The following is a 19,178-nucleotide window of genomic DNA, read 5'->3' as shown; positions in this document are numbered from 1 at the left end:
TGAAATCAATTATCTTTATAGAAACGATAGGTATTTGGCTATAATCGCACTTCCGGTTACCCACCCTGAAGCTTGTCGCCCTCGAAATGACCCGCCATTTGTTCAAGATGCGCGTCAACGTGCGCGGACGCACCGAGAGTCGGCTCCGGTGGCGGCTACGGTAGCCCTTCCACCAGCAAGGAGAGCCCATGAGCAATCAACAGAAAACCGTCCGCGTCGAATCCGCCACCATGCCTGCCGGCGGCTGGGGCTCGGTGGACGACGTCAAGAACGCCCTGACCGGCCAGAACGTGGTGCTGAAGGACACGCGCCTGCTGCTCAAGCAGAACAAGCCGGACGGCTATGCCTGCGTCAGCTGCGCCTGGGCCAAGCCGGCCGACCCGCATCCTTTCGAGTTCTGTTCCAGCGGCGCCAAGGCCACCGCCTGGGAAACCACGACCAAGGCAATCGGCCCCGATTTCTTCGACCGCCACACGCTCACCGAACTGGAAGGCTGGAGCGACCACGCGCTGGAAGACCACGGCCGCCTGACGGCGCCGCTGCGCTACGATCCCGCCAGCGACAAGTACCGCCCGGTCGAGTGGGAAGTCGCGTTCGCCGAGATCGGCGCCCACTTGCGCGCCTGCGATCGCAAGCAGGTCGTGTTCTATGCCTCCGGCCGCGCCTCGCTGGAAACCTCGTACATGTACCAGCTGCTGGCGCGCATGTACGGCAACAACAACCTGCCGGACAGCTCGAATATGTGCCACGAAAGCACCTCGGTCGGCCTGCAAAAGACCATCGGCGTCGGCGTCGGCACGGTGGGCCTGAACGACTTCAAGCACACCGACTGCATCCTGTTCTTCGGCCAGAACGTGGGCGTGAACAGCCCGCGCATGCTGCACCAGCTGCAGGAAGCGCGCGGACGCGACGTGCCGATCATTACCTTCAACCCCTTGCGCGAGCGCGGCCTGGTGAGCTTCACCAACCCGCAATCGCCGCTCGAGATGCTCACCGGGCACGAGACCGTGATCAGCACCCAGTACCACCAGATCAGGCCGGGCGGCGACACGGCCGCCATCATGGGCATGTGCAAGGTCATCTTCGCGCTGGACGACGCTGCCCGGGAAAGCGGCGCGCAGCGCGTGATCGACGTCGCCTTCATCCAGGAACACACCCACGGCTTCGACGCATTCGAGCGCGCCGTGCGCGCCTGCGGCTGGGACGCGATCGAGCGCGAAGCGGGCTTGCCGCGCGCCGCGCTCGAACAGGCGGCCGAAGTGTATTGCAAGGCCGGCGCCGCGATGGGCGTGTACGGCATGGGCCTGACCCAGCACCGCAACGGCGTGCAGAACGTGACCATGCTGGTCAACCTGCTGCTCTTGCGCGGCAATATCGGCAAGCCCGGGGCCGGCATCTGCCCGGTGCGCGGCCACTCCAACGTGCAGGGCCAGCGCACGGTCGGCATCACCGAGAAGCCCGAGCTCGCCCCGCTCGATCAACTCAAGGAGCAGTACGGTTTCGAGCCGCCGCGCGACGAGGGATTGACCACCGTCGATGCCTGCGAAGCGATCCTCAAGCACGAGCTGCAAGCCTTCATTGGCCTGGGCGGCAACTTCCTGCGCGCGGTGCCGGAAACCCGCCTGATGGAAGCGGCGTGGCGCGCGCTGCCGCTGACGGTGCAGGTGGCCACCAAGCTCAACCGCAATCACGTCATCCACGGCAAGGCTGCCTACCTGCTGCCCTGCCTGGGACGGATCGAGATCGACCGCCAGCGTTCGGGAGCGCAGGCGGTGACGGTCGAGGACAGCACCTCGTGCATGCACGGTTCGCGCGGCATGGCCGAGCCGGTCGCGGCGACCCTGCTGTCCGAGCCCGCCATCGTGGCCGGCATCGCCAAGGCCACGCTCGATCCGAACCCGCGCGTCGACTGGGATGCCTGGGTGGCCGACTACGGCAAGGTGCGCGACGCCATGGGCGTCACCTTCCCCGAGATCTTCCACGATTTCAATGAACGCATGTGGACGCCGGGCGGTTTCCGCAAGCCGCTCGCCGCCGCCGAACGGATCTGGAAGACCCCGAGCGGCAAGGCCGAATTCACGACGCCGGACGAACTGCCGGGCAACCCCGACATGGACGGCGGCGCGGGCGTGCTGCGCCTGTTCACGATCCGCAGCGACGGCCAGTTCAACACCACGATCTACAGCAATGACGACCGCTTCCGCGGCGTGCACGGCAGCCGCATGGTGCTGTTCATGAGCGAGGCCGACATGGCGCGCCATGGCTTGCGACAAGGCGACGTGGTGGCGCTGCGCACGAACAGCGACGACGGCGTCGAGCGCCGCGTCGACGGCCTGCAGATCGTGCCCTACGACGTGCCACCCGGCTGCATCGCCGGCTACTACCCGGAGTGCAATCCCCTGATTCCGCTGTGGCACCACGCGAAGGAAAGCAAGGTGCCGGCGGCCAAGTCGATCGACGTGCTGCTCGAGCGCGCCGCCGCCGTGGCGGCCCCATGAACGCGCGCGCTTCTTTCGCCGAGGCTGGCGACACGGCATTCGCGCTGGCCAGCCGTGTGCCGGCGGCAAGCTGGCGCGACGGCGTGCTCGACGACGGCAGCGAACTGCTGGCCGAGGAAGTGCCGGTGGCGCTGGTCTACAACGGCATCAGCCACGCCGTGATGCTGGCGTCGCCGCAAGACCTGGAAGACTTCGCCGTCGGCTTCTCGCTGTCCGAACGCATCGTCCGCGCGGCGCGCGACGTGCGTGAAGTCGAGGTCGAGGCCGGCCCGTACGGCATCGCACTGGCCATCGACATCGCGCCCGGCGCCATGGCGCGCCTGAAGGCAACGCGGCGCGCACGCCTGGGCAAGACCGGCTGCGGCCTGTGCGGCATCGACAGCCTGGCCTGGTTCGAGCGCGAGATGGCGCCGCACGACCCGCGCGACGGCGCCATCTGCCAGACGACCGGCCCGTTCGCGCCGCAAGTGCTGCAGCGCGCCATGGCCGCCATGTCCGGCCAGCAGCGCCTGCACCAGGCCACCGGCGCCATGCATGCGGCCGGCTGGGCCGACCGCGACGGCCGCCTGCTGCTGGTGCGCGAAGACGTGGGCCGCCACAACGCATTGGATAAGCTGGTCGGCGCGCTGGCGCGCGCGGACATCGATGCCGGCGCCGGCTTTGCGCTCGTCACCAGCCGCGCCAGCTTCGAGATGGTGCAGAAAGCGGCGCGCGCCGGCATTGGCTTGCTGGCCGCCATCTCGGCCCCGACCGCGATGGCGGTGCGGCTGGCGGACCGCGCCGGACTGACTCTGGCCGGCTTCGTGCGCGGCGACCGCCACGTGGTGTACACGCATCCATGGCGCCTGGCGCCCGCCCCTGTTGCGCACGGCACGTAACGCTTGCCAAGTGAATTCGGAACAGGTGTAAGCTGGCTTCACGCAAGCGCGGGCCGCAGCGGCACGCGCTCCGTTGCGAGAAAGGCGGCCCGACATGTCAGCGTTCGACCCCTCCGAGCAGGCCAGTTTCCTGGCCGACGACGCAGGTACGATCATCACCTGGAACCCCCAATGCGCCGCACTGTTCGGCCTGGCGGCGGCGGATGCCCTCGGCCGCGAGGCCGCATGGTTGCTGGGCGCGCCGTCCTGGCCTGCACTGCGCGACGGCGGCGCCGCCGAACTCGCATTGCCGGCGGGGCGCGCGGCGCGCGTCACGCTTGCGGCCCAGTTCGATGCCAGCGGCGCCGCGCGCAGCCACAGCGTCACCGTCATTCCGGCGAGCGCTCCCCTGTCCGAGGCCGAGCGCCTCGGCGCCACCGCGCTGAAGGACGTGGTCGACCTGTTGCCGGGCACTTTCTACATCCTGGACCGCGAAGGCCGCATCCTGATGTGGAACCACAACCTCGAACGCGTCTGTGAAATGATGCCGGAAGAACTGGCGACGGCCAATGCGTTCGAGATGCTCGACCCGCGTGACCGCGGCGCATTCGCCGACAAGGTCCGCCGCATGTTCGACGACAATGTCGAACTCGAGATGGAAGTCGATTACGTCTCGCGCAGCGGACGCGAAACTCCCGTGCTGCTGCGCGGCGCCCGCATCGACTGCAACGGCGGTCAGTACCTGTTCGGCATGGGCATCGACATCTCCAAGCGCCGCGCGCGCGAGCGCCAGCTGCACCTGTACAAGCGGGCCCTGGGCGCGGCGAGCAACGGCGTGATCATCGCGCATAACGGCGGCCCCGACCATCCGACCGAATACGTCAACCCGGCCTTCGAACGCATCACCGGCTACGCGGCCGACGAGATCATCGGCCGCGATCCGCGCTTCATGGCCGCGCCCGGGCTGGATGGGGACGAGCGCAACCGGATGCGCCAGGCGCTGCACGAGCAGCGCTCGGTCCACGTGGTGCTGCGCAACCTGCGCAAGAACGGCGAACTGTTCTGGAACGACCTGAACATCACGCCGGTGCACGACGACAATGGCCAGGTGACCCACTTCGTCGGCATCCTGGTCGACGTCACCGCCAGCAAGCAGCGCGCCGACCGCCTCGAGCACGAGGTCAACCACGACAGCCTGACGGGCCTGGCCAACCGCACGCTGCTATGGGACCGGCTCGATCACGCGGTGCACCTGGCCCAGCGCCACCAGACGCTGGTGGCGGCCGTGCTGATCGACCTCGACAACTTTAAAACCATCAACGACACCTTCGGCCACGACGCCGGCGACGCGGTGCTGAAGGTGGTGGCGCGGCGCCTGCAGGCCACCGTGCGTGACAGCGACACGGTGGCGCGCCTGTCGGGCGACGAGTTCGTGATGGTGCTGGTCGACCAGCCCAGCCTGCGCTACACCCTGCGCATGGTCGAGCGCGTGCGCCGTGCGCTGACCATGCCGGTGGCCTTCGGCGGCAGCGAAATCCCGGTCGGCGCCAGCCTGGGCGTGGCGGCCTTCCCGCACGACGGGCGCACCTCGGCCGACCTGGTGCGCGCGGCCGACATGGCCATGTACCGGGCCAAGAACAATGGCGGCGGCGTGCATTTCTATTCCACCGAAATGCGCTCGGCCAGCGAGGCGCGCGCGATCCTGGCCGGCAATATGAAGAGCGCGCTCGACGACGACGAACTGTTCCTGCTGTTCCAGCCGCGCATGGACGCGCGCAGCGGCAAGGTGCGCGGCTTCGAGGCGCTGCTGCGCTGGCGCCATCCCGAACACGGGGTGATGCTGCCGGCGGCCTTCCTGGCCGAGGCCGAGGAAAGCGGACTGATCGTCGAGATCGGCAACCGGGTGCTGGACCGGGCCTGCGCCTTCGCGCGCGAGCTGCGCCATGCCGGCTATACCGCGCTGCCGGTGGCGGTCAATGTCTCGCACCGCGAATACAGCCGGCCCACCTTCATCGCCGGCATCGCCGAACGCATGTCGCGCTACGGCCTGCCGCCCGGCACCCTCGAGATCGAGATCCCCGAGGCCGACCTGATCCGGAATCCGGGACTGGGACGCGACCTGGCGGCCCAGCTGCGCGACGTCGGCGCCATGCTGTCGATCGACCAGTTCGGGCGCGGCATCTCCGACCTGAACTTCCTGCAGCAGCTGTCGGTGCGCCAGGTCAAGCTGTCGAAGGCGGCGGTGCACAATATCGCCGACCACGGCCGAGGCGGCTCGCTGGCCAAGGCCCTGATCGACATCGGCCGCAACCTCGACATCACGGTGGTCGGCGAAGCGGTCGAGACCGAGGCGCAGGTGGAGTTCCTGCGCAGCCATGGCTGCGACCAGATGCAGGGCCAGTGGTTCAGCGAGCCCTTATCCGCCGAGGCCGCGTGCCGGATGCTGGCGCAGCGGTGACTTCGCGCGGCGGCGTCAGCCTTCGCTGGTGATGCGCTTGATGAGCGCCCCAAGCACCTCTTCGGCCAATTCATTGTCCACCTGGCAGGTGCCGGCGTTCTCGTGCCCGCCCCCGCCGTATTCCAGCATCAGCGCGCCGATATTCGTGTTCGAGGTGCGGTTGAGGATCGACTTGCCGGTGGCGAACACCGTGTTCTGCTGCTTCACGCCCCACAGCACGTGGATCGAGATGTTCGTCTCGGGGAACAGCGCATAGATGATGAAGCGGTTGCCGGCGTAGATCACGGATTCGCCCCGCAGGTCGAGCACCACCAGGTTGCCTTCGACCCTGGCGCAGCGCCGGATCTGTTCCTTGCAGCGCGCGCTGTGCTCGCGGTACAGGGTGCTGCGTTCGACGACGTCCGGCAGCGCCATCAATTGTTCGATGTCCTGGGTGGCGCAGTGGCCGATCAGGTCCATCATGAGCTGGTAGTTGGAGATGCGGAAATCGTGGAAGCGTCCGAGGCCGGTGCGCGCATCCATCAGGAAGTTCAGCAGGTCCCAGCCTTGCGGATCGAGCACCTCCTCGCGCGTGAAACGCGCCGAGTCGCCCTTGTCGACCGCCGCCATCATGGTGTTCCAGGCGGCCGGGAAGGTGCGCGCGCCGCCATAGTGGTCATACACCACGCGCGCCGCCGACGGCGCTTCGGGATGGATGATGTGGTTCTCGCGGCGGCCGGTATTGCGGATGGTTTCCGACAGGTGGTGGTCGAACACCAGGTGGGCGCCGGCGACGTAAGGCAGGTTGGTCGTGATGTCGCGGGCGGTGATCACGATTTTGCCGTCCTGCATGTCCTTGGGATGGACGAACAGGATGTCGTCGATCAGGTCGAGATGCCTGAGCAGCACGGCGCACACGAGACCGTCGAAGTCGCTACGGGTCACGAGGCGGAATTTGTGGGGAATAGCGGACATCTAGCACACCCTTTCGTCGTCGGTTGTGATTGGTCCCGGCATGGCCCGGCCATCGGTAAGGAACATCTTACCTTGCAATGTTTCTAATTAATAGCTGTTGAGTTCGATCATTTGCTGCGCATGCGCACCGTCCATTCCCCGAATCCTGCAGGCTGTCGCAGGGGGCTGGCCCTGACGCGTCCGGCGCGTTAAAGTTGCATCATTCCAACGCTCCATCGTCGGCCACCCCGGCGATGGCAGCCAGACAAGATTGACGACCATGCAAGCACGCAGTTCGACACAACAGTATTTGACGGGCATCCTGTCGTGGCTCTACCGGGCCTTCGACGCGGTGGCGACCTGGGTTACCCAGCTCTCGTGGTGGAAATTCCTCCTGTTCGCCTGCCTGACCCTGACCGCCGCCGGCATCCTGCAGGAAGAACTGTTCAACGGCCCGGCCCAGGAAGAGATCGCGCGCGCCGAGCGCGAGGCGGGGCGGCGCAGCGAAGCCAGCATCCTGATCGACGAAAGCGGCATCCGCTTCAATCCGCGCACCCGTGCGCGCGGCGGCGCGGCCGAGCCGGCGGACCCTGCCGAGCCGGCGGCGCCGGCGGACCCTGCGGATCCGGATGCGCCCGAGGCGCCCCGTCCGCCGCTGCCGCCCAAGCCGCCCGCCATCGGCGCCGGCGGCGTCAATATCCACCCTGGCGACGATTCGGTCCACATCGAGCTGCCGCCGCAGATCGGCGAGGAACTCTCGAACGCCATCGAAGCGGCGGTCGAGGACGCCGCCGAGCAGAAGGTGTCGCGCTACCACAAGCAGGCCTCGACCTGGTTCATGAACTTCGTGCTGCTGCTCCTGCTTGCCCTGTTCGGCACCAAGGCCCTGGTCGGCGGCAAGAAGCGCGCCGATGCCGTGGCCCAGGTCGCCAACGCCGCCGCCGAGCGCGAAGCCATGCAGCGCCAGCTGTCGGAAACGAAGATGCAGATGATGCAGGCCCAGGTCGAACCGCACTTCCTGTTCAACACGCTGGCCTCGGTCGAGCACCTGATCCGGGTCGACCCGCCGCGCGCCTCGGCCATGCAGCGCAGCCTGATCCAGTACCTGCGCGCGGTGCTGCCGCAGATGCGCGACAACGCCGTGCTCACCGGCCTCGGACGCGAGGTGGACATGGTCAGCGCCTACCTGGCCCTGCTCAAGATGCGGATGGAAGAACGCCTGACGGTCGACTTGCAGATCCCGGACGGCCTGCGCAGCGCGGCCTTCCCGCCGATGATGCTGCAATCCATGGTCGAGAACGCGATCAAGCACGGCCTGGAATGCAAGCCCGAAGGCGGCACCCTCCGGATCGTGGCCGAGGTGGCCGACAGCAAGCTGCGCGTGACCGTGACCGACGACGGCGTGGGTTTCGGCGTGGTGCCGAGCGACGGCACCGGCCTGGGCCTGCAGACGATCCGCGACCGTCTCAAGCTGCTGCACGGCGACAGCGCCCGCCTGCACATCGGCGCCAACAGCCCGAGCGGCGTGATCGCGACGATCGAAGTGCCTTATCAGTTGTCGAAACAAACTTGAAACCGCCAGTCAGCCGCCCGGCTTGCCTGACGCCCTGTTTCATTGAATAATCATTCAATAATAAACCCGAGAAGAGACCACCATGCCTACCGCGATTATTGCCGATGACGAAAGACTGATGCGCGACCAGCTGCGCATGCGCCTGCAGGAAGCCTGGCCCGAACTGCAGATCGTCGGCGAAGCGAAGAATGGCGAAGAAGCCGTGCAGCTGGTCGGCGAACTGAGGCCCGACCTGACCTTCCTCGACATCCGCATGCCGGGCAAGACCGGCATGGAAGCGGCGCGCGAGATCGGCGACGCCAGCCAGATCGTGTTCGTCACCGCCTACGACCAGTACGCGGTGGAAGCCTTCGAGCGCGGCGCGATCGACTACGTGCTCAAGCCGACCGAGCCGGACCGCCTGAAGATCACGGTCGACCGCCTCAAGGAACGCCTGGAAAAACCGCAGGCCGCCGGCGGCGTCAACGACAGCGTGTCGGCCATGCTGAGCCAGCTGGCCGAGAAGATCGCCGCGCCGAAGCAAAAGCACCTGCAATGGATCCAGGCCAGCATCGGCCAGGACTTGCGCATGATCCCGGTCGAGGACATCCTGTTCTTCCGTTCGGACGAGAAATACACGGCCGTGCAGACGAGCAGCTTCGAGGCGCTGATCCGCAAGCCGGTGCGCGACCTGGCCGAAGAGCTCGACCCGTCGCTGTTCTGGCAGATCCACCGTGCGACCCTGGTCAACGTGAATGCGATCGAGGGCGTGACGCGCGACATCCGCGGCCGTCACCTCGTGCTGGTCAAGGGCCGCCCGGAAAAGCTCGAGGTCAGCCGCAGCTTCCTGCACCTGTTCAAGCAGATGTGATCGCCGAGGCGCGCCGGCGCCTTGTCTGCCCTCAACGCCCCGCCCCGCTCTTGCGCGTAATGTAGAGATCCCGGCCCGCGTCCGCGGCCGTCTTCTCTAACTATCTTTCCCGCATGAGACCTCAGCGCAGGACACGCAGTCGCCGCACCGGTCCGGCCGTGCTGGTGGCCGGCTTCCTGGGCGGCTATTGCGCCGGCAATATGGCGGCCGCCCTGCGCCGGGCCCGCAATCCGGCGCGCAGTTCAACGCGCAATGCGCGCGATTTCGACAGCCGCCGCATCGTCCACAGCGCCAGCGACGCCATCCTGTCGGTCGACGAGGACACCACCATCCTGCTGGCCAACCCGGCCGCGGCGCAGATGTTCAATTCGAGCGTGAGCGCGATGCAGGGCGCCCGGCTGTCGCGTTTCATCCAGCAGCCCACGCCGGAGGCGCATACCCCATTCGACTATTTCCCGGCCGGCAGCGGCCGTGCCGGCCGGCGCGCCACCGACTACGCCGTCACCGGCATCCGCGCCGGCGGCCAGCTGTTTCCCGTCGAGGGCTCGATCTCGAGCATCGAGCACGAAGGCCGCCTCGTGTTCACGGTGATCCTGCGCGACGTGTCAGAGCGCCACCTGGTGCAGCAAAAGCTGGCGCGCTCGCACGACCAGCTGCGCCAGCTTTCATCGGCCCTGCAGAGCATCCGCGAAGAAGAACGCACCCACATCGCGCGCGAACTGCACGACGACCTGGGCCAGCTGCTGGCCTCGCTGCGCATGGACCTGACCCTGCTGACGCGGGTCGACCACCTGCCCGACGCCAGCGTGCGCCTGATCGCCGGCATGGAAAACAACCTGCTCACCGCCATCACCTCGCTGCGCCGCATCGCCACCAACCTGCGCCCGCGCGCGCTCGACGAAGGCGGCCTGTATTTCGCGCTGCAGGGCCTGCGCGACGAGTTCGTCGAACGCCACGGCATCGCCTGCACGCTGCTGGCCGACGAGGCCGAGCTGCGCCTGGACGACGCCGCCAGCACGGCCGTGTTTCGCATCGTGCAAGAAGCGCTGACCAATATCGCGCGCCATGCGGGAGCGCAGAACGTGCTGCTCAATCTGTATCGCACCAATGGCGAGCTGCTGGTGACGATCCAGGACGACGGCCGCGGCATCCGCGCCGAAGACATGGAAAAGGCCCAGTCGCTGGGCCTGGTCGGCATGCGCGAGCGGGTCTGGGCCATGCACGGCGACATCACCATCGCCGGCGACGAACCGCCCGGCACCCGCATCGACATCGTGCTGCCGCTGAGCGGACACGTCGTCTGACCTGTTCTACGGATGCCGAAAGTAAAGAATATTATTCGTGTATTGCGTAAAAACAACATAGTCAGGATGTCATGAACTCGACATATTGGCTCGATAAGATCGCTGTCGATCTGAGTTGATTGATAACTCAACATCTTGTCGAAACCAAACTGGAGATCTTCATGAAGTATAAGTTCCTGGCCGCCGCTGTGCTGTCGTCCCTGCCACTGTTCGCCCAAGCCCAGACCAACGTCCAGATCTACGGCGTGATGGACGCGGCCATCGCCCTGGAAGACACCGATGCGCCGGGCCAAGACCGCCGTACCACCGTCAGCTCGGGCAACCAGTCGAGCAGCCGCCTGGGCTTCCGCGGTACCGAAGATCTCGGCAATGGCCTGAAAGCCCTGTTCAACATCGAAGCCGGCGTGTCGCTCGACACCGGCGCCACCGACTCGCAGACGTTCGGCCGCCGCGCCGTGGTCGGCCTGCAGGGCGAGTTCGGCACCCTGACCGTCGGTCGCGAATACTCGCCGATCGCCGCCGTCGCCGCCGCATCGGACATCAACGGCCAGGGCCTGTACGGCTCGAACCTGTCGGCCTTCGGCACCAGCCGCCTGACCCGTCGCCTGGCGAACTCGGTCAACTACAAATCGAACTCGCTGTCGGGCTTCGTCGTCAACGCCGCCTACTCGACCGGCGAAACGACCGTCGACCCGTCGGGCGACCTGATGGGCGCATCGCTGGAATACAAGAACGGCGGCCTGTACCTGGGCGCCGGCTACCACACCATCGAGCGCCTGACCGAAGGCGACGACAAGGAAATGGCGTTCGGCGCCGGCTACAACTTCGGCGCGTTCGAAATCAAGGGCAACTGGATGAAGGCCGAGCTGGAAGGCGCCGGCAACGCTGTCAACCCTGAATACACCAACGCCAACATCGGCGCTTCGTACGCCGTCGGCGCGAACAAGTTCTTCCTGAACTTCCAGCAACAGAAGCTGGACAACACCGACGCCAAGGGCAACACCGTGTCGGTGTCGTACACCTACTCGCTGTCGAAGCGCACCAACATTTATACCACCTACGCCCAGCTGCGCAACAACAGCCGCGGCGTGTTCGGCATCAACGCCTCGTCGAACAACGTGACCCCGCCAGCCACCGCGCTGGGCGCCGATCCGTCGGTGTTCACCGTCGGCCTGCGTCACTCGTTCTGATACGCAGGGCCACGCACGTCGCCTGCGGGCGGCGTGCGAGGTCTCCACTTTGTTCCCGCGTCCGCGGGACGCCTGACGCCGGCCATGCCGGCGTTTTTCATGGCGCCCTCAACTATCTCTGCAGCCGCCTTGGTCATCGTTTGTGACCGATCAATGGTCGACCACATTCCAACGATCGTTTGCCTCATCTGAACTAGAGTGAAGGATCAAAGGAGACGATCATGTCCAGGTCACCAAAGACAAAAGCAAGCGCAGCGCGCGGCGGGAAGCCCAGCCCCGGCGGCGCGACATCCGGCCGGGCCGATGCTCCCCATTTCGCCGCTGCCGCGACTGGCGAATCCACTCACTTCGTCGCCGAGGCAAGCCAGCTCTACCACGTCGACCCGCAGGCCAGGATCGCGCTCATCCGCGAAGGTGTTCCCGCCTCCAGCATCGGCGAGCTCTCCATGCAGATGGGCATCAGCAAGGAAAACCTGCTCGCGAGCCTCGGCCTGTCACGGGCCACGATCAATCGCAAGGAAAGAAACGCCACGCCCCTGTCCAGGGACGAGTCGGAGCGCGTGCTCGGGGTGGGCATGTTGATCGGCATGGTGCAGACCATGGTGCAGCAATCGGGCGATCCGGATGGCTTCGATGCGGCGCGCTGGGTGGCCGGCTGGCTCGCCAGTCCGGTTCCGGCGCTGGCTGGCGCGACGCCGGCCAGCTATATGGACACCATCGAGGGCCAGCGCCTGGTGGCCGAACTGCTCGCGCGGACGCAAAGCGGGGTCTACGCGTGACCGTCACGGCCTGGCGGATCGCCAGCGAAACGCCTGACTACAACGCCCACGATATGCAAGGCATCGGCGCCAGGACGACGGGAGGACGATGGAACAGCAAGGGTACACCCGTCGTCTATTGCGCCAGCAGCATCGCCCTCGCCACGCTCGAAACGGTGCACTATTTCAGCGGCGAAGGCCTGCCGTACAACCGCTACCTGGTCAGGATCGACATTCCCGCTGCGCTATGGGCTGCGCGCAGGGTGCTCGATCCACCGCCTGCGGGATGGGATGCGATTCCGGCCGGGCTCACCTCCAGGACCGTCGGCGACGCTTGGGTCATGGGGCGCGAAACGGCCCTGCTGCTGGTCCCGTCCGTGATCGTGCCCGACGAATACAATGTCCTGATCAATCCCCGCCATGACGGCGCCACCGCAATCGGCGCCACCACGCTCAAGCGCTGGCACTACGATCCCAGGCTCTTTTCCTGAGCCCACCGGCTGGCCACGTCCTGGCTCGGACCGGTGTCGACGGCCTCGGTCCGCAGCAGCCGCGCCGCGATGCCCCGCTCCTCTTCGGGCGAGAAGAAATAGGGATAGAAGGAACGCTCGCCGGTGTCGATGCCGCGCTTGAACGCGCCGCCCACCGCCTCGACCTGCTCTGCCACATAGGCCAGGCTGACGTGCAGCAGGTAGGAAGGCGCGTTGACGCGTGGGTTCGTCCTGAGGTCCCCCACCTGGCGAAAACCGAGCATGCGCTGGTAGAAGCGGCGATGGCGCGGATTGACTTCGATGACGGCGTCGGTGCAGCCGTGCATCTCGCGGGCGTAGATGAAGGCCAGGTGGAACACGCTGGCCAGCGCATGCTTGGACTGGACCGAATGGTCGAACGCCAGCTTGGTGACCTCGGCCAGGCGCGCGCCGTCGCGCCGGAAACCATCCAGTTCCTGCTTGTACATATGGTCGGCCATCAGCCCGTGGCCGGCATCGATCCCGATGGTCAGGGTGCCCACCACCTCGTCCCGGTCGGACGCGGTCAGGGTGATGCGGTACGGGTCATCGGCGTCGAGCCTTGCCGCCTGGTAGCCGCGCCAGGCGTACATGCGCTCGATCAGCAGGCTGGCGCCGCTGCGGCCATCGGGGCTGTCGGGCGAACGCAGTCCGTAGCGGGTGCGCGTCATGCGGTCCCCTTCGGGAATGCTGACAGTGGTTCGATGCGGCGAGTGCGTGTGACGTTGGCGTGCATGGCAAGCTCTCAACGTTCACGCTTGCGTCCGGTTGACATGGGCGTGAACTGTTACGCGTGGCGGCCCGACCATCGCGCATCCTGCCCCACTCCGGAATGGAGCGTGCACCCTTGCCTAATTATAACAAGTACAACATTGTTATCAACAGAATAACAGCATCGTGCGCGGGTCAATATATGTTGCCGTTCGACGCTAGGCGCCGGTCCGGCGATCCGGCGCGCGCGACCTGGACCGCGCCAGCTGGCGGTCGAGTGCATTCGCAAAGTTCTGGCGGTCGGCCTGGCTGAAGGCGGCCGGCCCGCCGGTGTCGACGCCGCTCCCGCGCAACTCTTCCATGAAGGCGCGCATCGTCAATTGCTGAGCGATCGTGTCCTTGGTGTACCACTCGCCGCGCGGATTGAGTGGCAGGCCGCCCTTGTCCAGCACCAGCGCCGCCAGCGGAATGTCGCCGGTCACGACGATGTCGCCGGCGCTCACCCGCGCGACGATCTCGGCATCGGCCACGTCGGGCCCGGCCGGCACCTGCAGCGCGCGGATGAAGCGCGAGCCCGGCACCCGGATCAGCTGGTTCGCCACCAGCGTGACGTTCAGCTGCAGGCGCTCGGCCACCCGGAACAGGATGTCCTTGACGACGCCCGGACAGGCGTCGGCGTCGACCCAGATGTGCAGGTCCTGCGGTGCTTCCTGATCCATCACTTCAACCGGCAGGTCAGCACCCAATAGAACTCCCAGCGCGCGATCTTGATCTCGCGGCCGACCTTGTCCAGGCGCTTGCGCAGATAGCTGTCGGTCGGGTAGTTCTTGACCAGCTCGTGACGGTTGCCGTCGGCGTCGAGCTGGAATTCGTGCGTATTGCCCTGCAGGTCGGTGCGGGCGATGGTGGCGCTCTCGGTTTCGACATAGGCGTCGTCGAAAACCACCAGCAGCACGTCCTTGCCCAGGCGCTTCTTGAGCGACAGCAGCAGCGCTTCCTGCTGGTCGCGCGTCAGGCGCGACCACAGGCCGGCCATGAACACGGCCGTGAACTTGTCGTCGCCGCTGCCGAGATCATCCGGCAGCGCCAGCGCGTCGACCAGGCGGTAGTCGACATTGTCCAGGTCTTCACCGTGCATGCGCGCCAGGTCGAGCATGGCTGCGCTGGCGTCGGTCGCCAGGACGAAATCCGCGCTCTCGGCCAGCACCTCGGTCCAGGCGCCGGTGCCGCAACCGAGCTCCAGGATGCGGTGGCCGGCCAGCAAGGTGGCGAGCTGCTCGCGCGCCTCGTCCAGGTCTTCCAGCTGCTCTTCCGAATAGTCGGCGCTAGCGTTGTCGTAGTGGGCGGCAATGCCGTCGTAGTAGGCAATCACCGGGTTTACGGCACAATTATTGTCCATCGTCATTCCATCACAGTTCGTAGTTTTCCCCACCGCGCATCGCCGACTCGACCATCTTGCGGTTGAGCGTCGGCGTCAAGAGCTCGATGAAGGTATAGATATAGCTGCGCAGGTAGGCGCCCTGCTTGATCGCCACGCGCGAGGTGTTCATGCCGAACAGGTGGCCGACCGGCAGCGCGCGCAGGTTGCGGTCGCGCTCGGGGTCGAAGGCCATGCCGGCGATGATGCCGACGCCCATGCCCAGCTCGACATAGGTCTTGATCACGTCGGCGTCGATCGCTTCCAGCAGCACATCCGGCTTCAGGTTGCGCAAGCCGAAGGCGTGGTCGATCTTGCTGCGGCCGGCGAAGGCGGCATCATACGTGATCACGGGGTAGCTGGCGATTTCTTCGAGCGAAATGGCGCGCGACTTGAACAGCGGATGGTCCGGCGGCGCCACCACCACGTGCTCCCACTGGTAAGCAGGCAAGGTGATCAGGCCTTCGACGGCGGTGATCGATTCGGTGGCGATGGCCAGGTCGGCCTGGTCGTTCTTGACCATGTCGGCGATCTGCTTCGGATTGCCCTGCAGCAGCGACAGGCGCACCTTCGGATACTTCTGCATGAAGCCCTGCACCACCTTCGGCAGCATGTAGCGCGCCTGGGTATGGGTGGTGGCGATGGTGAAGCTGCCGCTGTCGTGGGCGGCGTACTCCTTGCCGATGCGTTTCAGGCTGTCGATCTCCTGCATGATCAGCTCGACCGATTGCAGCACCAGCCGCCCCGGCTCGGTCAGGCCGCGGATGCGCTTGCCGTGACGGGTGAAGATGTCGACGCCCAGCTCTTCTTCCAGCTCGATGATGGCTTTCGAGACTCCGGGCTGGGAGGTGAACAATGCCTTGGCGGCATCGGTCAGATTGTAGTTCTGGCGTACGGCCTCGCGCACGAAGCGCAGTTGGTGGAGATTCATTTGATAATTATTGTTGTGTAAAGGACATCAAGCTGCTGCGAACGACATTCTAAGATGCTTATTCGGGTTACGTATATAAGCAAATAAATTATCCGTAGTTTGGAATATAAGCTTAGCTCCGTATCATCGGGACATTATTTAATGGGCGAACACCATCCGCCTCTCCATACGGACCCCGCTAATGTACCGCTACGACCATTACGACCACCTCATCGTGCGCGAGCGCATCGCACAGTATCGCGACCAGGTCGCCCGGCGCCTCTCCGGCGAGCTGCTGGAAGAAGAATTCCTGCCCCTGCGCCTGCAGAATGGCCTGTACATGCAGCGCCACGCCTACATGCTGCGCGTGGCCGTGCCGTACGGTCTGCTGTCGGCGGACCAGGTGCGCATGTTCGCCCATATCGCCCGCAAGTACGACCGCGGCTATGGCCACTTCACCACCCGCCAGAACATCCAGTACAACTGGATCGAGCTGGAGCAGACGCCGGACATCCTGACCGACCTGGCCTCGGTCGAAATGCACGCGATCCAAACCTCGGGCAATTGCATCCGCAACATTACCACTGACGAGTACGCCGGTGTGGCGGCCGACGAGATCATCGATCCGCGTCCGTTCGCCGAGATCCTGCGCCAGTGGAGCACCTTCCACCCCGAATTCCTGGCCTTGCCGCGCAAGTTCAAGGTCGCTATCAACGGCGCCCTGGAAGACCGCGCCGCGATCGCCGTGCACGACATCGGCCTGACCGTCGTGCGCAGCGAATCCGGCGAAGTCGGCTTCAAGTTCATGGCCGGCGGCGGCATGGGCCGCACCCCGATCCTGGGCAGCGTGATCCGCGAATTCCTGCCGTGGCAGCACCTGCTGACCTATACCGAAGCCGTGATGCGCGTGTATAACACCCACGGCCGCCGCGACAACAAGTACAAGGCCCGCATCAAGATCCTGCTCAAGGCCCTCGGCGTCGAGGAATTCACGCGCCAGGTCGAACAAGAATGGGCCGACCTCAAGGATGGCCCCGAGACGCTCACCCAGGAAGAATTCGACCGCGTGGCCAAGTGGTTCCAGCCGCATGCCTACCGCGAGCTGGCCGATAGCGACGTCGCTGCGTCGCAACCTGATAACCGCGCTTTCGCCAACTGGCTCCATCGCAACGTCAAGCCGCACAAGGTGCCGGGTTACGCCGCCGTCGTGCTGTCGCTCAAGAAGACCGGCGTGCCGCCGGGCGACGCCACCGCCGAGCAGATGGACTTCGTGGCCGAGCTGGCCGACCGCTTCAGCTTCGGCCAGGTGCGCGTGACCCACGAGCAGAACCTGGTGCTGGCCGACGTCGAGCAAAGCAAGCTGTTCGAGGTCTGGCAGCTGGCCAAGTCGAAAGGCATGGCGACGCCGAACATCGGCCTGCTGACCGACATCATCGCCTGCCCCGGCGGCGACTATTGCTCGCTGGCGAACGCGAAATCGATCCCGATCGCCGCCGCCATCGCCGAGCGCTTCGACGACCTGGACTTCCAGCACGATATCGGCGACATCGAACTGAATATCTCGGGCTGCATCAACGCCTGCGGCCACCACCACGTCGGCAATATCGGCGTGCTGGGCGTCGACAAGGACGGCAGCGAGTGGTACCAGGTGTCGATCGGCGGCGCCCAGGGCAACGAGTCCGCCATCGGCAAGATCATCGGCCCGTCGTTCTCGGCGGTGCAGATGCCTGAAGTCATCGGACGCCTGCTCGAAGTCTATGTCCGCTGTCGCGTCGAGGGTGAGCGCTTCGTCGACACCGTGCAACGCCTGGGGATCGCCCCATTCAAGGAACACGTCTATGCCACGCCGATCGCGGCGGGCGAACTGGTTGGAGAGGACCACTATGCTTGACCGACACCCACAGATCATCAAGGGTCGCGAAGTGGTCGATGACGACTGGAGCGTGCTGAAACTCGACGAGGGACAAACCGCCGACAGCGTCGACGTCCCGGCCGGAAAGATCATCGTGCCGCTGACCGTGTGGCAATCCCAGCGTGAAGCGCTTGCACAGCGTGCAGAACTGGGCGTGTGGCTGGCGCCTGACGAAAGCGCGGCCGTGCTGAAGGACGACCTGCAGCGCTTCCAGGTGATCGCCATCGACTTCCCGAAATTTACCGATGGCCGCGGCTATTCGATCGCCTACAACCTGCGCAAGCGCCTGGGCTGGACCGGCGAATTGCGCGCGATCGGCGACGTGCTGCGCGACCAGCTGTTCCAGATGGCGCGCTGCGGCTTCGACGCCTACGCCACCCGGCAAGACCGCAGCATCCACGACGCGCTCAAGGGCCTGTCGGTGTTTTCGGAAACCTACCAGGCGACGGTCGACAATCCGATCCCGCTGTTCCGCCGGGCTTCACGGGAACACTCGCGCGACACCCCGGCGGAACACCGCGACGTCGGCGCCGGCATCTAGGAGCTTCCAGCATGAGCGACCTGCATCATCGCGTGGAAGAAACCCACGCGATACTGACCCGTATTGCCCGCGACTTCACGCCGGCCGTGTTCGCATCGAGCCTGGCGGCCGAAGACATGGTGCTGACCGACCTGATCCTGAAAGCGAAATTGCCGATCGCGATCTTCTCGCTCGAGACCGGCCGCCTGCATGCCGAGACGCTGTCGATGGTCGAGCGCATCAAGGAAGCGTACGACTACGATATCGCCCTGTACCGGCCGGAAGCCGCGGCGGTCGAGCGCTACGTCGCCGACCACGGCCTGAACGCCTTCTACGACAGCGTCGAGATGCGCAAGGAATGCTGCCGCATCCGCAAGGTCGAGCCGCTGGGCCGCGCCCTGGCCGGCAAGCGCGCCTGGATCACCGGCCAGCGCCGCGCCCAGTCGAGCACGCGCGCCGAGCTGGCGGTGCAGGAAGACGATGCTGCGCACGGCATGCAGAAGTTCAATCCGCTGGCCGACTGGAGCGAGCAGAACGTCTGGGACTACCTGCGCAGCAACGACGTGCCCTACAACGCCCTGCACGACCGCGGCTATCCGTCGATCGGCTGCGAGCCCTGCACCCGGGCCATCCAGCCGGGCGAGGACGTGCGCGCCGGACGCTGGTGGTGGGAAAACCCGGAATCGAAGGAATGCGGCTTGCACGTGGTGGACGGCAAACTTATTCGCATCAAATCCGTGGCTGCTTGAGCCACGACCGAGAAAAGAACAGGCACAGC

Annotated in this window: 17 protein-coding genes; 12 read left to right on the top strand and 5 right to left on the bottom strand. The window is 65.8% G+C overall.

Annotated features, from left to right (window positions below; all coding sequences use genetic code 11):
* Positions 1-188 precede the first annotated feature (188 nt).
* From ABIB42_RS01165 to ABIB42_RS01155, 3 genes are all read left to right on the top strand, one after another.
* Positions 189-2,498 (top strand): FdhF/YdeP family oxidoreductase, encoded by a 2,310-nt coding sequence (locus ABIB42_RS01165; protein ID WP_429247741.1) that lies wholly within the window; start codon positions 189-191, stop codon positions 2,496-2,498.
* Positions 2,495-3,376, top strand: coding sequence for a formate dehydrogenase accessory sulfurtransferase FdhD (fdhD, locus tag ABIB42_RS01160; RefSeq protein ID WP_429247740.1), 882 nt, complete (start codon positions 2,495-2,497; stop codon positions 3,374-3,376). The genes ABIB42_RS01165 and fdhD overlap by 4 nt, the downstream gene beginning before the upstream one ends.
* A 94-nt stretch (positions 3,377-3,470) precedes the next feature.
* Positions 3,471-5,813, top strand: coding sequence for a sensor domain-containing protein (locus tag ABIB42_RS01155; RefSeq protein WP_429247739.1), 2,343 nt, complete (start codon positions 3,471-3,473; stop codon positions 5,811-5,813).
* A 15-nt stretch (positions 5,814-5,828) separates the two neighbouring features.
* On the opposite strand, the gene ABIB42_RS01150 is transcribed toward ABIB42_RS01155, so the two are convergent.
* Positions 5,829-6,767, bottom strand: coding sequence for an exopolyphosphatase (locus ABIB42_RS01150; protein ID WP_273034583.1), 939 nt, complete (start codon positions 6,765-6,767; stop codon positions 5,829-5,831).
* Between the two features lie 259 nt (positions 6,768-7,026).
* Between ABIB42_RS01150 and ABIB42_RS01145 the strand changes: the two genes are divergently transcribed.
* The 6 genes from ABIB42_RS01145 to ABIB42_RS01120 all read left to right on the top strand — a co-directional run bounded on the left by ABIB42_RS01145 (position 7,027) and on the right by ABIB42_RS01120 (position 12,912).
* Positions 7,027-8,319: a sensor histidine kinase gene (locus ABIB42_RS01145; protein ID WP_429247738.1), complete on the top strand. Its 1,293-nt coding sequence runs from the start codon at positions 7,027-7,029 to the stop codon at positions 8,317-8,319.
* Positions 8,320-8,401: 82 nt separating this feature from the next.
* Positions 8,402-9,169, top strand: coding sequence for a LytR/AlgR family response regulator transcription factor (locus ABIB42_RS01140; protein WP_429247737.1), 768 nt, complete (start codon positions 8,402-8,404; stop codon positions 9,167-9,169).
* Between the two features lie 113 nt (positions 9,170-9,282).
* A complete protein-coding gene (locus ABIB42_RS01135; RefSeq protein ID WP_429247736.1) occupies positions 9,283-10,473 on the top strand; it encodes a histidine kinase in 1,191 nt (396 codons plus the stop codon).
* Between the two features lie 161 nt (positions 10,474-10,634).
* Positions 10,635-11,663 (top strand): porin, encoded by a 1,029-nt coding sequence (locus ABIB42_RS01130; RefSeq protein ID WP_429247735.1) that lies wholly within the window; start codon positions 10,635-10,637, stop codon positions 11,661-11,663.
* Between the two features lie 221 nt (positions 11,664-11,884).
* Complete coding sequence (gene parS, locus ABIB42_RS01125; RefSeq protein WP_005669324.1) at positions 11,885-12,442, top strand: type II RES/Xre toxin-antitoxin system antitoxin; 558 nt, start codon at positions 11,885-11,887, stop codon at positions 12,440-12,442.
* Positions 12,439-12,912 (top strand): RES family NAD+ phosphorylase, encoded by a 474-nt coding sequence (locus ABIB42_RS01120; RefSeq protein WP_184234400.1) that lies wholly within the window; start codon positions 12,439-12,441, stop codon positions 12,910-12,912. The genes parS and ABIB42_RS01120 overlap by 4 nt, the downstream gene beginning before the upstream one ends.
* Here ABIB42_RS01120 and ABIB42_RS01115 read toward each other — a convergent pair.
* The 4 genes from ABIB42_RS01115 to ABIB42_RS01100 all read right to left on the bottom strand — a co-directional run bounded on the left by ABIB42_RS01115 (position 12,888) and on the right by ABIB42_RS01100 (position 15,989).
* Positions 12,888-13,601, bottom strand: a complete 714-nt coding sequence (locus tag ABIB42_RS01115; protein ID WP_005669320.1) for an N-acyl amino acid synthase FeeM domain-containing protein — start codon at positions 13,599-13,601, stop codon at positions 12,888-12,890. The genes ABIB42_RS01120 and ABIB42_RS01115 overlap by 25 nt on opposite strands.
* Positions 13,602-13,859: 258 nt before the next feature.
* Positions 13,860-14,336 (bottom strand): YaiI/YqxD family protein, encoded by a 477-nt coding sequence (locus ABIB42_RS01110; protein ID WP_040777535.1) that lies wholly within the window; start codon positions 14,334-14,336, stop codon positions 13,860-13,862.
* A gap of 23 nt (positions 14,337-14,359) precedes the next feature.
* The gene (locus ABIB42_RS01105) at positions 14,360-15,040 is read right to left on the bottom strand and encodes a class I SAM-dependent methyltransferase (RefSeq protein WP_005669316.1); all 681 of its coding nucleotides are present in this window, start codon (positions 15,038-15,040) and stop codon (positions 14,360-14,362) included.
* Positions 15,041-15,050: 10 nt separating this feature from the next.
* Positions 15,051-15,989 carry a CysB family HTH-type transcriptional regulator gene (locus ABIB42_RS01100; protein ID WP_005669314.1) on the bottom strand — a complete coding sequence of 313 codons (939 nt, stop codon included), beginning with the start codon at positions 15,987-15,989 and terminating at the stop codon, positions 15,051-15,053.
* A 181-nt stretch (positions 15,990-16,170) separates the two neighbouring features.
* Between ABIB42_RS01100 and ABIB42_RS01095 the strand changes: the two genes are divergently transcribed.
* From ABIB42_RS01095 to ABIB42_RS01085, 3 genes are read left to right on the top strand one after another with little or no spacing between them, the layout of a single operon-like run.
* Positions 16,171-17,859 (top strand): nitrite/sulfite reductase, encoded by a 1,689-nt coding sequence (locus ABIB42_RS01095; protein ID WP_184234410.1) that lies wholly within the window; start codon positions 16,171-16,173, stop codon positions 17,857-17,859.
* A complete protein-coding gene (locus tag ABIB42_RS01090) occupies positions 17,852-18,421 on the top strand; it encodes a DUF934 domain-containing protein (RefSeq protein ID WP_312484584.1) in 570 nt (189 codons plus the stop codon). Before ABIB42_RS01095 ends, ABIB42_RS01090 begins: the two co-directional genes overlap by 8 nt.
* An 11-nt stretch (positions 18,422-18,432) precedes the next feature.
* On the top strand, positions 18,433-19,149 hold the full coding sequence (locus ABIB42_RS01085; RefSeq protein WP_429247734.1) for a phosphoadenylyl-sulfate reductase: 717 nt from the start codon (positions 18,433-18,435) through the stop codon (positions 19,147-19,149).
* The last annotated feature ends 29 nt before the right edge of the window (positions 19,150-19,178 follow it).

Source organism: Massilia sp. UYP32 (assembly GCF_050434365.1).
Lineage (GTDB): Bacteria > Pseudomonadota > Gammaproteobacteria > Burkholderiales > Burkholderiaceae_D > Telluria > Telluria timonae.
This window is presented reverse-complemented; position numbering and strand designations above follow the sequence as displayed.

Bases quoted from the DNA above. Each gene is read 5' to 3' on its own strand.
- ABIB42_RS01150 (WP_273034583.1), bottom strand. From the start codon at position 6,767: ATGTCCGCTATTCCCCACAAATTCCGCCTCGTGACCCGTAGCGACTTC.
- ABIB42_RS01095 (WP_184234410.1), top strand. From the start codon at position 16,171: ATGTACCGCTACGACCATTACGACCACCTCATCGTGCGCGAGCGCATC.
- ABIB42_RS01100 (WP_005669314.1), bottom strand. From the start codon at position 15,989: ATGAATCTCCACCAACTGCGCTTCGTGCGCGAGGCCGTACGCCAGAAC.
- ABIB42_RS01145 (WP_429247738.1), top strand. From the start codon at position 7,027: ATGCAAGCACGCAGTTCGACACAACAGTATTTGACGGGCATCCTGTCG.
- ABIB42_RS01165 (WP_429247741.1), top strand. From the start codon at position 189: ATGAGCAATCAACAGAAAACCGTCCGCGTCGAATCCGCCACCATGCCT.
- ABIB42_RS01105 (WP_005669316.1), bottom strand. From the start codon at position 15,040: ATGGACAATAATTGTGCCGTAAACCCGGTGATTGCCTACTACGACGGC.
- fdhD (WP_429247740.1), top strand. From the start codon at position 2,495: ATGAACGCGCGCGCTTCTTTCGCCGAGGCTGGCGACACGGCATTCGCG.
- parS (WP_005669324.1), top strand. From the start codon at position 11,885: ATGTCCAGGTCACCAAAGACAAAAGCAAGCGCAGCGCGCGGCGGGAAG.
- ABIB42_RS01135 (WP_429247736.1), top strand. From the start codon at position 9,283: ATGAGACCTCAGCGCAGGACACGCAGTCGCCGCACCGGTCCGGCCGTG.
- ABIB42_RS01090 (WP_312484584.1), top strand. From the start codon at position 17,852: ATGCTTGACCGACACCCACAGATCATCAAGGGTCGCGAAGTGGTCGAT.
- ABIB42_RS01155 (WP_429247739.1), top strand. From the start codon at position 3,471: ATGTCAGCGTTCGACCCCTCCGAGCAGGCCAGTTTCCTGGCCGACGAC.
- ABIB42_RS01140 (WP_429247737.1), top strand. From the start codon at position 8,402: ATGCCTACCGCGATTATTGCCGATGACGAAAGACTGATGCGCGACCAG.
- ABIB42_RS01130 (WP_429247735.1), top strand. From the start codon at position 10,635: ATGAAGTATAAGTTCCTGGCCGCCGCTGTGCTGTCGTCCCTGCCACTG.
- ABIB42_RS01115 (WP_005669320.1), bottom strand. From the start codon at position 13,601: ATGACGCGCACCCGCTACGGACTGCGTTCGCCCGACAGCCCCGATGGC.
- ABIB42_RS01085 (WP_429247734.1), top strand. From the start codon at position 18,433: ATGAGCGACCTGCATCATCGCGTGGAAGAAACCCACGCGATACTGACC.